At 49.3% G+C, this 13647-nt stretch carries 14 protein-coding genes; 2 read left to right on the forward strand and 12 right to left on the reverse strand.

Annotation, left to right across the window (positions count from 1 at the left end; all coding sequences use genetic code 11):
- Positions 1-26 precede the first annotated feature (26 nt).
- Positions 27-311, reverse strand: coding sequence for a DUF2470 domain-containing protein (locus NDA01_RS16550; RefSeq protein WP_190554786.1), 285 nt, complete (start codon positions 309-311; stop codon positions 27-29).
- Positions 312-433: 122 nt separating this feature from the next.
- On the opposite strand from NDA01_RS16550, the gene NDA01_RS16555 reads away from it, so the two are divergent.
- A complete protein-coding gene (locus NDA01_RS16555) occupies positions 434-838 on the forward strand; it encodes a DUF1499 domain-containing protein (protein WP_190441677.1) in 405 nt (134 codons plus the stop codon).
- A gap of 2 nt (positions 839-840) precedes the next feature.
- Here the strand turns inward: NDA01_RS16555 and NDA01_RS16560 are convergent, their stop codons facing one another.
- From NDA01_RS16560 to NDA01_RS16575, 4 genes are all read right to left on the reverse strand, one after another.
- On the reverse strand, positions 841-2232 hold the full coding sequence (locus tag NDA01_RS16560) for an erythromycin esterase family protein (protein ID WP_431193426.1): 1392 nt from the start codon (positions 2230-2232) through the stop codon (positions 841-843).
- A 196-nt stretch (positions 2233-2428) separates the two neighbouring features.
- Positions 2429-3121, reverse strand: coding sequence for a DUF4142 domain-containing protein (locus NDA01_RS16565; protein ID WP_348228801.1), 693 nt, complete (start codon positions 3119-3121; stop codon positions 2429-2431).
- Between the two features lie 99 nt (positions 3122-3220).
- The gene (locus NDA01_RS16570; RefSeq protein WP_348228802.1) at positions 3221-3916 is read right to left on the reverse strand and encodes a glutathione S-transferase N-terminal domain-containing protein; all 696 of its coding nucleotides are present in this window, start codon (positions 3914-3916) and stop codon (positions 3221-3223) included.
- 30 nt (positions 3917-3946) lie between these two features.
- Positions 3947-4777, reverse strand: a complete 831-nt coding sequence (locus NDA01_RS16575; protein WP_348228803.1) for a dienelactone hydrolase family protein — start codon at positions 4775-4777, stop codon at positions 3947-3949.
- 157 nt (positions 4778-4934) lie between these two features.
- Here NDA01_RS16575 and NDA01_RS16580 point away from each other — a divergent pair, with 157 nt between their 5' ends.
- A complete protein-coding gene (locus NDA01_RS16580) occupies positions 4935-6113 on the forward strand; it encodes a phosphoserine transaminase (protein ID WP_348228804.1) in 1179 nt (392 codons plus the stop codon).
- A 120-nt stretch (positions 6114-6233) separates the two neighbouring features.
- Here the strand turns inward: NDA01_RS16580 and NDA01_RS16585 are convergent, their stop codons facing one another.
- The 7 genes from NDA01_RS16585 to NDA01_RS16615 all read right to left on the reverse strand — a co-directional run bounded on the left by NDA01_RS16585 (position 6234) and on the right by NDA01_RS16615 (position 13194).
- On the reverse strand, positions 6234-6488 hold the full coding sequence (locus NDA01_RS16585) for a hypothetical protein (RefSeq protein WP_190441665.1): 255 nt from the start codon (positions 6486-6488) through the stop codon (positions 6234-6236).
- Positions 6489-6787: 299 nt separating this feature from the next.
- On the reverse strand, positions 6788-7141 hold the full coding sequence (locus NDA01_RS16590) for a DOPA 4,5-dioxygenase family protein (RefSeq protein ID WP_190441663.1): 354 nt from the start codon (positions 7139-7141) through the stop codon (positions 6788-6790).
- Positions 7142-7397: 256 nt separating this feature from the next.
- Entirely contained in the window at positions 7398-7592 is a 195-nt protein-coding gene (locus NDA01_RS16595; protein ID WP_190441661.1) for a hypothetical protein, read from the reverse strand.
- Between the two features lie 285 nt (positions 7593-7877).
- Positions 7878-8936 (reverse strand): galactokinase, encoded by a 1059-nt coding sequence (gene galK / locus NDA01_RS16600; protein ID WP_348228805.1) that lies wholly within the window; start codon positions 8934-8936, stop codon positions 7878-7880.
- Between the two features lie 22 nt (positions 8937-8958).
- Positions 8959-10083: a M24 family metallopeptidase gene (locus NDA01_RS16605; RefSeq protein ID WP_348228806.1), complete on the reverse strand. Its 1125-nt coding sequence runs from the start codon at positions 10081-10083 to the stop codon at positions 8959-8961.
- 104 nt (positions 10084-10187) lie between these two features.
- A complete protein-coding gene (galT, locus tag NDA01_RS16610) occupies positions 10188-11288 on the reverse strand; it encodes a galactose-1-phosphate uridylyltransferase (RefSeq protein WP_348228807.1) in 1101 nt (366 codons plus the stop codon).
- Positions 11191-13194 carry a glycoside hydrolase family 2 protein gene (locus NDA01_RS16615; RefSeq protein WP_190441653.1) on the reverse strand — a complete coding sequence of 668 codons (2004 nt, stop codon included), beginning with the start codon at positions 13192-13194 and terminating at the stop codon, positions 11191-11193. Before NDA01_RS16615 ends, galT begins: the two co-directional genes overlap by 98 nt.
- Between the last annotated feature and the right edge of the window lie 453 nt (positions 13195-13647).

Genomic DNA, 13647 nt, shown 5'->3' on the forward strand with positions numbered 1-13647 from the left:
TAGGACTGCGGTGGCTGGCGGACGTGCTACTGGGGCTGGGTCCGAGCTTGTCTCACCATGGCAATCAAAGTTTGGTGAGCATCCTCCGAATCTTGCAGTTCGTGATCAAACTCAACTCGAAGTGGGGTTGCCGCTCCCTCAACCTGAGCCATCAAGTTCATTCCTTGGGCATCAATCGAAACCATTTCCGCCGCAGTGGCACTGGTCGCTCCAGCATAGGCTTTGGCGTAAAGCACGATCGCCTCGGCATGGTCTTCGTTCATATGTTTGCAAATGCGATCGCTAATACTAGGGGTTAATGGATCAGCCATAACCAAATCTCCTCCATCAAATTATGCGCAAATCATGGGTACCTGTTGGGAAGTTTAGCAGAGGCAAGGGCTAGGGATGGTAAGCTCACAAAGGTCTTGGTTAATGCATTGGAGGAAGAACTGTGTTTGCTGGCAAACGGCCCACTAATCTTGGCGTTCAAAATGGTAGCTTAGCACCCTGCCCAAATACCCCCAACTGTGTCAATAGCCAAAGTACAAGCCCAACTTGTCAGATTGCCCCTTTGACCTACACCTCTACAGCAACCCAAGCGATCGCTGACCTCAAAACGGTGATCCAAAATCTAGAGCGTACAACCATTGTTACGGAAAGGCCTAACTACTTGTACGCAGAATTCAAAAGCGCTTTGATGGGGTATGTGGATGATGTGGAATTTTACCTGGATGAAGTTCAGCAAGTGATTCACGTGCGATCGGCCTCTCGCTTGGGCAAATCGGATTTAGGTGTGAACCGCAAACGAATTGAAACAGTTCGAGCCAAGCTGCAAGCTCTCCAAAGTCAAGGTTAGAACTAGAGCGCTGAGGGATAAGTGTCGGGCAATTCATTATCCTCGACAGGCTCATCGCGGTCTAGCGGTTCAACCGCACTGGTGTCATCAATATGAATGATGGCATCAAACTGGCTGGGTAACTGGGTGTGGAAATAGTGGCTTAGCCGCTCGGAGTGAGGACGGTAAATCACGCCGATTGCCCTCTCTAAGCGGGGTTTTCGTAGCTGAGCGATCGCCGGATTATCTTGGCGGAGATTCAACCAAAAGCGGGGTAGTCCAGTTTTGTGGAAGAGCGCTTCGTAGCTATTGGGCAGTGCAGGTCGCACTTGCTTGAGTTCAGCAGGGCCATCCCAATCGGTCGCTGCTGTGACGGTGCCAGTATATGTGCTGAAGCCAACCAACACGGCATCTTCACCGTAACGCTCTCTCACCAGTTGACCGACATTCCATTCACCCGATTCCCCCATATCGGTAGCTCTAGCATCGCCTAAATGAGAGTTATGTGCCCAAACCACGATCTTGGCGGGTTGCTGCTGTTTTTCTAGATGGGCCGATAAGTGATCAAGCGTTTCTGCCATATGGCGATCGCGCAAATTCCAAGAAGACACTCTCCCTCGGAACATAGAGCGGTAGTACTCCTCGGCATTCTTGACCAGTCGAGCATTCTGCTCCGCATAGAAGAATTCATCCTCTGCTAAGGGGCCATCTCTTCGCGTATACTCACTCGCCTGTCTTTGCAACTCTAGAAGTTGATCTACCGCTCCACCTTCACAAGATTCTGCCATGCCAGAGCTAGTCGCATATCCGTAACTCTGAGAATCCTCCTCGAAATGCTCGAAACAAGCATAGCGAGAACGCGCTCGCTGCCCTGCTTCTGGGTCAATTTGGTCAAGATACTTCAGTACTGCTTCGATGGAACTGTAGAGGCTGTAAAGATCGAGACCATAGAAACCAACTTTAGTTCTTTCTGGCGGCGAAGCTGCATTATATTGATGCAGCCAGTTAACGAAATTCAGCACGTCTGTATTTCGCCACATCCAAGTCGGGAAGCGATGAAAGTTACCCAGTGCTTCGTTACTGGTGGCATCCTCACTCGCGCCTTGGACAAAGCGGTTAACTCGGTAAGCATCAGGCCAGTCAGCTTCTACTGCAACTGCTGCAAAGCTTTTTTCTTGAATCAACCGCTTGGTAATTTCAGCCCGCTGCTCATAGAACTCATGGGTGCCATGTGTCGCCTCGCCAATTAAGACAAACCGAGCATTCCCAACTAGATCCATCAACGGGTCATAATCTGAAGGAGAACCTGTGAGAGGGTGGGCGCATTGGCGTACTGCATCAGCTAGTTCGGCGATCGATTTTTCTAGCATGGCTGAAGCCCTACCCGCAGACGAACTGCTAACGATTACATTCATCCTAAGCAGCGAAAAGATTGCCGACCTCTGGCTAAAGAGCTTGCTCTAGAACTGTCGCGTTCTGTCTAGGGAATGAAAGGGTCTGCGGGATTGCAAAGTTGGTTGGAAGCCTCTATGACACAGCGAGATCAGGTGACACAAAAACGAGAAGCCAAGGCATTCCTCAGCTTCTCCCAGTTAAAAGTAGGTGGGTCGATTACTGGAGAGGTCGTCCTGTGTTTCCCGGGCTATTTGCAGTCATGGCACGACTGGCCATTTGATAGTGATTGTTGATGTTGGGCAGCAGGGCTGAGGCATACTGTTTCACATCAGCCGCTTTTCCTTGCTGAATTTCTGTCCGGTACAAAGCGATCGCTTGCATGTGCAGATTTTCTTGGGTGCCCATATAGGCGCGATCGAAGTTTGCGTCAGAGAGCTGAGCCAGTTGCTGGGCGATCGCCGCATTAAGGGGGCCAGGATCAGTGGGTAGCGTGATCCGATGTTGGGCTGCCACTTGAGACAGGCGTTGGTTTGCCTGAGTATGCTCCCGGATCATCTGCTGCGCGTAGGTTCTCACCATCTGATTAGATGACTTTTGCAAGGCTAGTTGAGAGGTTTGAATCTCAGCATTATTCCCGCGAGCTGCCATCAGGACAAATTCGCGGTCTAAAGCGGTGGGTGCAGTCGCAGCGCCCCGTTGTTGATTTGTTGTGCTTTGAGCAGGCCGATTAGCTGGGGTGCTAGGCTGAGGAGTCATCTGCGCCAGCACTGGAAAACCGATCAGTGATGTGAGGGCTGCTGCTCCCACAAGAGTAGTAGCTTTATTAAAGTAGTTGAGTCCTTTCATGGCGCTTAAACCTAGATGTGAAGAGTAAATTGAACCAGCTTGACCGTTTGAATCTAAAGTCATAAAAAACGACCGCCCCATAAGCAGAGTAACGACTGCTATCTAAGCAACCCTCTGTCTAAAGAGCGGAGATGAAGATTATGGGATCACAGGCTAGAAAATCTATTGCACTGTATTGGCAGACTGATTAAACAATAGATCCCGCGATCGCTCAATATTGAGTGCTTGGTCTTTGAAAGCTGCCGCTTTTTCATAGGCTCGGATCGTAGCTGGGCGCGCTTTAATCGCTTCAAACCAGCGTTGCACCTGCGGAAAATCTTCCAGCTTTTGGCCTTGCATTTCGTAGGGCACGATCCAGGGATAAATCGCCATATCCGCGATCGAATATTCTCCTGCAACAAATTCGCGATCGCTCAACTGCTTGTTTAACACCGCGTACAAACGAGCAGTTTCATTTACATAGCGATTAATCGCATAGGGAATTTTCTCTGGCGCATATTGGTTAAAGTGGTGGTTCTGCCCTGCCATTGGCCCTAGCCCGCCCATTTGCCAAAACAACCACTGTAAGGTCTCAACCCGACCTCGGAGATCGGCAGGAAGGAACTGGCCAGTTTTTTCTGCTAAATACAGCAGGATGGCTCCAGACTCAAACACAGAAATCGGATCACCACCTCCCACAGGTTCACGATCGACGATCGCGGGAATCCGGTTGTTGGGAGCAATCTGGAGAAATTCGGGCTTGAACTGATCGCCTGCACCAATGTTAATCGGTACCAACTCATAGGGCAGATTTGTTTCCTCTAGAAACAAAGTGATTTTGTGTCCGTTTGGAGTCGTCCAGTAATAAAGCTCAATCATGATGCTGTCTCCTAATATTGCTCGGGAAAATTACACACCATATCGCTTAAACCAAGCCTGAAGCCGTTTCCAGCCATCCTCCGCGTCTCTATCGCGATAAGAGGGGCGATAATCGGCAAAAAAGGCATGAGGTGCATCAGGATAGACAATGATTTGGGATTTGCTGCGACCCAATTTCAGGCGATCGCGCATCTCCTCCACTGTCTCTAGAGAAATTCCTGTATCCTCTCCACCATAAAGTCCTAAAACTGGGGTCTTCAGTTGGGGCGCAATATCAACCGCATGTCTGGGTGTAAGAGGGCTGCGATCGCCGACTAAGCGGCCATACCAAGCCACGCCTGCTTTCACTTGCGGATTATGTGCGGCATACAGCCAAGTCATGCGCCCGCCCCAGCAAAAGCCTGTAATCCCCAAACGCTTACCATTGCCCTTAGCCGACTTCACTGCCCAATTCACCGTGGCATCGAGATCAGACAGCACTTGAGCATCTGGCACTTTTGCCACTACCTTACGGATCTCGTCCACACTGCTTAGCTTCAGCACATTGCCTTGCCGCACAAATAATTCCGGAGCGATCGCCACATATCCCAACTGAGCAAAGCGACGGCAGACATCTTGAATATGCTCATGCACGCCAAAGATTTCTTGGATTACCAAAACGACAGGAAAATTTTGGCCTTTAGCAGGCATCGCTCTGTAAGCGGGAATGTTGCCGTCTTTGACCGGAATTTTTACGGCACCCGCAATCAATCCCTTGCCGTCTGTCCGAATAACTTTGGCCGAAATAGGTTCTACTGCTAAGGCAAAGCCAGTTGCCAAGGCAGCAGTCGTAATAAACTGACGCCGCGTAATTTCTTTCATGACTGAGCCTATATCCCCCTCACTGAACACTGATTTCTAGTGTAGAAGGTCAGAAGTTTTTGTGATTTGACTAAGCCAGTGCAACACCGGATGTTGGAGGTGCAAAAGAAATATATATAATGACTACCTACCCTAATGAATGCTGCATTCAGCACCCATGTCAGAACATCCTACTCCTCCAACCACCAAACCCAACTCCCCCAATTTTTCCTCTGGTCCTTGTGCCAAGCGCCCTGGCTGGAGTGTGACCAATTTGCAAAATGCTTGTGTGGGTCGCTCCCATCGCTCTGCTGACGGCAAAGCTAAACTCGCAGAAGTCATCGATCGCTCGAAAAAAATCTTGGGCGTTCCCGCAGATTATCGGTTGGGCATTGTGCCTGCTTCCGACACAGGTGCAGTCGAAATGGCCCTATGGTCACTACTAGGACCGCGCCCTGTCGATATTTTAGCGTGGGAAAGTTTTGGTCAGGAATGGGTAAAAGATGTTTTAGATGAACTGAAATTACCAAATGTCAACCTAATCAAAGCTCCCTACGGCAGTCTGCCCGACTTGGGCCAAGTGGATTTTAGCCACGATGTAGTGTTCCTCTGGAACGGTACCACCTCAGGCGTGAGAGTGCCCAACGGTGACTGGATTCCCAGCGATCGCCAAGGCTTGACCATTTGCGATGCCACCTCCGCAGTATTCGCAATGGACATCCCCTGGGACAAAATCGATGTCCTGACTTACTCCTGGCAGAAAGTCTTGGGTGGTGAAGCCCAACATGGCGTAATTGTTCTTTCTCCTCGTGCTGTCGAGCGCCTGGAAAGCTATCAACCCACCTGGCCAATCCCGAAAATTTTCCGGCTCAGCCAAAAAGGTAAATTGATTGAAGGCATCTTCAAAGGTGACACCATCAACACACCTTCAATGTTGTGCGTGGAAGACGCGATCGACAGTTTGAATTGGGTCGAGAGTGTGGGTGGCTTATCTGGTTTGATTCAGCGCAGTGAAGCCAACCTCAGCGCGATCGCTCGTTGGGTAGAGCAACGCGATTGGGTAGACTTCTTGGCTGAAAAACCAGAAACTCGCTCTTGCACCTCGATCTGCCTAAAAGTAGCTGACCCTTGGTTCACAAATCTCAGTGCGGAAGACCAAGCGACTTTTGCCAAGAAATGGGCGAAAACTTTAGAAAAGCAAGGTGTTGCTTATGATGTTGCTCCCTATCGGGCTGCACCTCCAGGACTGCGGATCTGGGGCGGAGCCACGGTAGAAACTTCCGACATCGAAGCTCTCCTACCCTGGCTTGACTGGGCCTACGTCGCTGTCAAAGCTGAATTCGCTGCTGTGGCCTGATTAACTCGCCTATCGTTAATCAGCAAGCCTGAGACGAGGCATCAATCATCGTAAGCGTTGCCCTATCTGTATCTCTAAACTTGATGAGACACAGATGGGGTCACCAGTTAGGCTAACTGCCTAAGCATCCATCAACGATACAATGCGTGAGAACCAATAAACGACTTCTGGATCGCAGCAGGTCGTAAGCCGAGCAATTTCTACTGCCATTTGGTATGCTGCTTCACCCTTGGGGTGATTAAAGAGACCTGCGTGATTCAGTAATGCCGCCTTCAAATCTCCTGGGTAAGCTGGTGTAGGCCGTGATTCCTTCATTTGCAAGCGTAGCAGAATCGGATTCCAATCAATCTCATTAGCGATAGGATGTGTATCCATAGCAACTTGTCATACTGAATTGTTTATATTTATAAGCTAGTTTCTAAAGAAGATAGAAGCAAATATATATAGTTCTTGAGTTGATAAATTTAATTGATTGGATTCTCTGTCTAAATACAGTTGACTAACCAAATGTGTAGCGCCAAGCGATTATTTAATTAATAATTCAATGTAAACACTGAGGTTTTTGGCCCATTAAGCTATAGTCGCCTATCCAAAGGTAGATCAAAGGTAGCGGTTGCTTCTATAGAAATTATGTTTTTACAGGAATTGAGCAATCTAGAAGTTGGAGGCTGCGCTTAGGCGCTGCTAGTTTGACGCAGAATTTCAATATTCAGTTCTAATTTATTGCCTAGCCATAGAGCATGGTTTGTGTGGTCCAAGACATCATCGCCTGTCTCCGGATGCACCAAAACATCCAACCCCTCGCGATGTAGCATCAGCCAAGGAACAACCCTTACGAACTGATCGGGTAGGAAAGCTATCTGGTACATCGCTTGAGGATGAGGGCCAATCGGGCGATCGTGCCACCGTCCCAAACGCACCTCAAAAGCAGCCAGTCCCTCCCGTACCCGCGCTGCAACATCACGAGTTTTAGGACCATAGTAGATGTGAGCGTGGAATCCAGTGATTGTGGTTGTTGCTTCTACCATTTTTCTCGGCTCCACGACTGATCTCTTTTCACCGACTAGCTTACAGCTATTTTCAAAGGATCCAAACTTTGGAAAAGCGTGGCAATGGCTTAAGTCAATCCACATAGCAATTTCCCCTTAAATCCTAATTTGAAAGGATCTAAAGGGAAATTGTAGGATGTGAATTCGCCAACCGAGTAAACATCATGCTGAACGGCATGGTATTCAGTTAAGTTGGGATACTGTTCTGAAAAAGTTAAAGTTCTGTATTTGAAGCTTACTGTAGCAGTTCAAATTGTTGCTGAATCCAGTTAAATCCCCTGCCAATACAACTTGAACAAACCTGGCCTTGACTCTTGCCTTGTTCGTTACAGACAATCACTTGCGCTTCTTTCATGGCAAACGATTGCCCGCAGAGCTGACAAAGACTGCTTTTGGAGGGAAACTTATTCGGTTCAATTTGGAGCTGCATAATGTTTTACCAACTTATTTATGTTTGTAGTTCTGAGTTCTTACTAAAAGATTTGATCAAACGATTGATCTTAATAGTCTGGGTTGGCAATCATCCATAGGCTCTCATCAGCGATACACCTCACACCACGAATGCTGTTGTTATAAAGTATGCTGTACTCCTCCCCAAATGTCGTCTAGACAAAGATAGGATCTCTTTTACAGGATGCTGTATTCACTATCACACTGCTTGCCTTAAAGAAAGCCCTTGTACCATTCTTAATGTAATGATTGAGAGCCATTCAGGCTAGGGAACTAAAACACGACCTATTTGTTCTGCGCGATTATATTGTTCCAAAACTTGTTGCGCGATCGCCCCAGCTTTCCCTGCCACCGTCAAGGCAACACAAGCGCCCCCAAACCCTGCTCCTGTCAGCCTGGCACCAAATACACCAGGGGTTTTCTGCAAAATTTCAACTAGATGATCTAACCCTGCGATCGAAACTTCGTAGTCATCCCTTAAGCTCGCGTGGGAATCGTTCATCAGTTCGCCAAAGCGCTCGGCTGATACACCCTCCCGAGCTTCTAGCACTCGGTTATCCTCTGTAATCACATGACGCGATCGCCGCTTGAGGAGTTCAGGGAGATGGGCGATCGCCTCGACATCACTGATATCCCTCAGTGCCTTAACTCCCAACTGTTTCGCCGCTTCTTCGCATTCTGCTCGACGTTGGTTATAGCCACTACCTGCCAAGGTGCGAGGGATACCACTGTCGATCACTAAAATCTCGGCCCCTGATGGAAAAGGGAGAAGTTGGCGATCGAGGGTGCGAGTATCCAGAAACAGGAGATGATCTGTATCCGCGAGACTAGAGGCCATCTGATCCATAATGCCGCACTGCTCACCTGCATACTGTCGCTCGGCTTTCTGTCCTAGTTGAGCAATGCGAACATCATCAAGATCAAGCTCTAGCAGCGATCGCAAGCCCCGCAACATCGCCACTTCTAAAGCTGCACTGCTCGAAAGTCCTGACCCCATTGGCACAGACGAGGTGACATAGACATTGAGCGGTGGTACCGTGATTTCCTGTTTCTCCAGTACACCAATGCAGCCAAAGATATAACTCGCAAAGCTCTCTGGAATAGAGTCTGAGGCTTTCACATCGATCTGTTCTTCTAGCTCCTGCGAATAGAAGTGATGTTGATCGTCAGGGCTCAGGCCAAGATAAACAGTGGTTTTTTGCGGGATAGCGGTTGGCAATACAAAGCCATCGTTGTAGTCGGTATGTTCGCCCAGCAGGTTAACTCGTCCCGGCGCACTCGCTTCAACTTTGGGCACAGCATTAAAGATCTGTTGAAAGTCCATATGAAAGCTTATAGTTGAGAATTTAAAGTTCTAACGGAACAGGTCGCGATCGCCCTTCTACCTCAACACTAGGCCAGTTCGGGTCAAAGGTAAGATCCTCTAAACTGCCATCTGGGTGCAGCACAAAAGTATCTTCAATTTTGGCTCCCCGCAGACTGGGATTCCAAGCGATCGCCATATTGGCCATGAGACAATCAGTGGTAGATGGATTAGCCACCACCTCACGCGCCAGATAACCCGTCGTTCCCCCTTGATGATGCTCGTAAATCGCTTGAGGATACCCTTGCTGTTCGTAAGCCTGTTGCAAGCTGGTATAAACCTGATTGAGGGGCGTACCTCTACGGCACTGCTCTAAAGCAGCCGCCTCAATCTCTCGAACCTGCCGATGCACTTCCTTTTGCTCGGCTGCTAGAGAACCGAAGCAAATAAACCGAGTCAGGTTGGCATAGAGTCCAAAACCACGAGCACAAAAGACCATCATTGCCACTTGACCAATCGGTGCGGCGCTAGCAGTAGGATGGCGATAGAGCGGCAGACGGCGTTCTCCAGCAGCCAAAGTTAGAGCGGGATGTAACCCTCGCTTCCATAGGGCGGCGGCTCCTACTCCTGCCAGTTGGTGTTCAGTCCAGTCAGGTTTGGCTTGAGTAAGTGCCTCGGTCATCGCTTCGCTAGCTAAACGTCCTACTTGACGGTAGCGATCGAGTTCACTAGGTAGAAGAGTGCGTTTCTGCTGCACCAAAGCAGTAGGTAAAAGCACTTCAGGGTTATGAGGCAATAGACTCACAGGCCGATCGCTCAGAACTTTCCCCTCTCCAGTCACCTCCGCTACAAAAGCTTCGCGCTTGGTCGATTCTGACCAAGGGTTGACCTGTAACTGATAAAATTCACCGCGATCGCCTGTTAACTCCTCATCTCGAAAACGCTGGGCTTCAATTTCATCCGTGAGCACCCAAGCCCCATCGGGAGTCACCAAAACTTCGGCCACCCCAGACTCAGCCGCTAACAACACGGTGTTAGACGCACCTCCCGTTGCCCAAGCAAACCAATCCGTGCCACGTAAGCGAACTCCAGCCGCTCCAGTTTCCTCTAAAGTATCTCGAATGCTCGTAAGCTTCTCAGAAATTTCCGTTCCTGGTTGCATGACCATGGTTGATGGGTTATTGAGGTTCTTTAATTACTGAGATAGCTGCAACTTGCATCTACAACATCAGCCCTTGGCAGGACTAAGGCAAATTACCCAACACTGTCAGTCTAGGCGTAGGCTGACTCTGCCAAATTCACCACCACGGCTTGGAGATCTTTAGCCTTTTCCTCTGGAAGGGCATCATTGGCAAACATCCCAGCCGCCAGTTCTGTACCCGCCAGATATTTAAGCCGATCAGCAGTGCGGTAAGGAGGATAAAACTCCGCGTGTAGATGCGATTCTGGGTGGGGTTGACCGTCAGTGGGAGCTTGGTACCAAGCCATTAAGTAAGGAAAAGGTCGATTCCACAAACCGTCGAATTTTAGAGTAACGGTCTTCAGCGCCTTCGCTAAACTTCTCCGTTGTTCCTGAGTCAGCTCGCCCAAAGTCGGCACAGGTTGAATTGGAGCCACCCACACCTCATAGGGATAGCGGGCACAGATCGGCACAAAGGCGATCGCCCACTCGTCTCGATAAAGAATCCGCTGATCGTCGGTAATCTCTTGCTGAATTAAATCTTGTAGGAGGCCCCGCTGATGCTGCTGGTAATAAGCTTGCTGCTGTTCTAGCATCCGAGCGGGCACCGGGGGCACAAAAGGATAAGCGTAGATCTGCCCGTGTGGGTGGTGCAGCGTCACGCCAACTTCAACCCCTTTATTCTCGAAGGGGAGCACGTATTGAATTTGAGCTTGATCGCCCAAAGCTCGTGTGCGATCGCCCCAAACTTGCAGCAGCAAATCGAGGTGATCTAGTTCTAAATTAGAAAGTGATTTACTGGGGTCTTGGGTAAAGACCACCACTTCACAAGCGCCATTAGCAGGCAGGGTATCCACAATAAGATGCGGTGGATCGTGGGCCTGGACTGCCAGTGATGGAAAACGATTTTCAAACACCGCAATGTCGTACTGGCCTTGCGGAAGTTCTGTGGGGAATTCAGGATTTGTTGTGGGGGCGAGTGGGTTGTACTCAGGGGGTGGCATAAAAGTTCGCCCCTGGCGATGGCTGGCATAAGCCACCCACTCACCCCGCAACGGATGCCAACGGAGGTGAGGATTTGCCTGAATCGGCTCGTTACCAGGACTGGGAGCCTGGATGCCCGCTGCAATGGGGCATCTGCTGTACAGGGTGAGCTTGCGACCATCCGGCTTGAGGAGTTCCTGGAGGTACATTTTCTGCACTGGACCACGGGGTTGTAACTGATGGTGGCAGTATAGATCTCTCCACTTCTGGATTGTCCCTACCTAGAGTTGCAGATGCGATCGCCTCTAGCGGAAACTTCGGTGTGCGATCGGCGTACAGAAGACCATTGGCTTCCTGGAATGTATCTGTCAACTGGGTATAGCAGAAGCCACTAAACATCTGAACCCGATTCACAGTTGAAAGCAAAGCGCTGTATTGCTGTTGCAGTTCCGAGGTGTCTGATGAGCGGGCATAACCCCAAGCTTTGTAAGCTTCCGTATCAGCGGGACGGGTATAAGCAATGCCACCAAACTCGGTCAGCATAATCGGCTGGCCTTGATGAGGATAGCAGTCCAGCGTTAAGACACGTCCTCCGGGTCGCTGATTGTGCAGCAAATCAGAAATCTTGATTTCTGGGCCATAGCGCTTGGCTAATCTTTGCGGGTTGTTGTCGTAATCGTGAATCGCCAGAATATCAGTGGTAGTGCTTTCCCAGCCATCATTGCCAATCACCGGGCGACTGGGGTCTAAGGTTTTGGTCAAGTAATAAAGTGCCTGGACATAGTGCTGATGCGCCCGAGTTTCAGTGAGGTTAGGCACACCCCAAGATTCGTTGAAAGGAACCCAAGCCACAATGCAAGGGTGGCTAGCATCCCGCTCAATCACTTCTGTCCACTCTTTAGTGATCCGCTCCACAGCTTTGGGCGTAAAGCGATAGGCACTAGGCATTTCTTCCCAAACTAGTAAGCCCATCGCATCGGCCCAGTAAAGGAAGCGAGGATCTTCAACTTTTTGGTGCTTGCGGACGCCGTTAAAGCCCATGAGCTTGGTCAGCTCAATGTCTTGACGCAATGCTTCATCGGAGGGCGGCGTCATGAGTGTATCAGTCCAGTAGCCCTGATCTAGCACCAGACGGAGATAGTAAGGATGCCCGTTGAGCATAAAGCGATCGCGCTGAATTGAGACAGTCCGCATCGCCGTGTAGGACTTGACTTCATCTAACAACTCACCGTGACGCCAGAGCTGTACCTGAGCATCAATCAGAGTTGGTTTTTCGGGGCTCCAAAGTAGAGCGTTGCGGTAATCATCAATGCCAGGGTCAGACAGGGCAATCCGCCGATGAATTTCACCATTGATCACTTCGTAAACATCGTTCACGAGTAAGCGGCTATCTACTGTCAACCGGACACTGAGGCGCAAATCATCGCAGGTGTTGCCAGCAATCAGCGCTTCAAACCCAATTTCCCAGCGCTCAAAGTGAGGAGTCCAGCGAATCTTTTCTAAGTAGGTTTCTGGTACCGTCTCGATCCAGACAGTCTGCCAAATGCCACTGGTACGGGGATACCAAATGCTGTGAGCCTCTAGCAACCAATCTTGCTTACCTCTGGGCTTGGCGAGGTCTTGGGGGTCATCTTGTGCCCAAACGGTGACTCGCTGAGGGCCTTCAGGGCGCAAAGCTGGGGTGATATCAAAACTGAAGGAAGTGTGCCCCCCTTCGTGTTCTCCAATGAACTGACCGTTGACCCAAACGCGAGCGTGGTAATCAACCGCACCAAAATGTAGCAACACACGAGCAGGATGAGCGCTTTGAGTTGGGCTTAATTCAAAGTCGCGCTCGTACCAGCAGTTGGGATGAAACCCTGTGTCACCGATACCACTGCGTTGTGATTCTGGCGCGAAGGGAACTTCAATTGTGTGGGTCCACTCGGCGACATCGGTGGGCTGGACCCAGTTGCTTTCATTATTGAAGGCAAATTTCCAGGCTCCATTGAGGTTGAGCCAGTTAGCTCGCTGTAACTGTGGACGAGGATACCCCGTTTCAAGCTGGCGAAACATCGCGATCGCGCTGGAATCAGAGGGGGCATTGATTTCGAGGCTTCTGCCGAGTAATTTCATCAAACTTGAACCCTAGCTACTTAACGAAGAATGCCCTTTGCTACCCCTGATTTATCTATTTATCAGCTTCGAAACTAAAAATTTTTCGAGCCTTTATTTCTTCGGAAAGGAATTTTTAATTAGGGGAACTTCAGAGCAGTGAAAATCCATCAACAGTAACCCTACTCTTGTGTCCGAGCGAATTACTGCATTCCCTGACATAAACCGCTTTTATCAAGGTCTAGTCAAACTACCTATTTAAATCATACCTAATTACAATCATTCCTGAGATAGAAGCCTGAATTCAGGTTCAAAACTACCTTTGATTACCAAACGAAAATCCTTCTAGCAAGAAATTAAGAATACTTATAGTACGTTTTTGAATTGAATCTGAATAAATAGTGTGACAATCACTACTAACTATCAACACAAAACTTGACGATTCTCAAAGCTATAATTCACCAAATTGTTATT

The sequence above is a fragment of the Trichocoleus desertorum AS-A10 genome, from assembly GCF_039962155.1.
Classification (GTDB): Bacteria; Cyanobacteriota; Cyanobacteriia; order FACHB-46; family FACHB-46; genus Trichocoleus.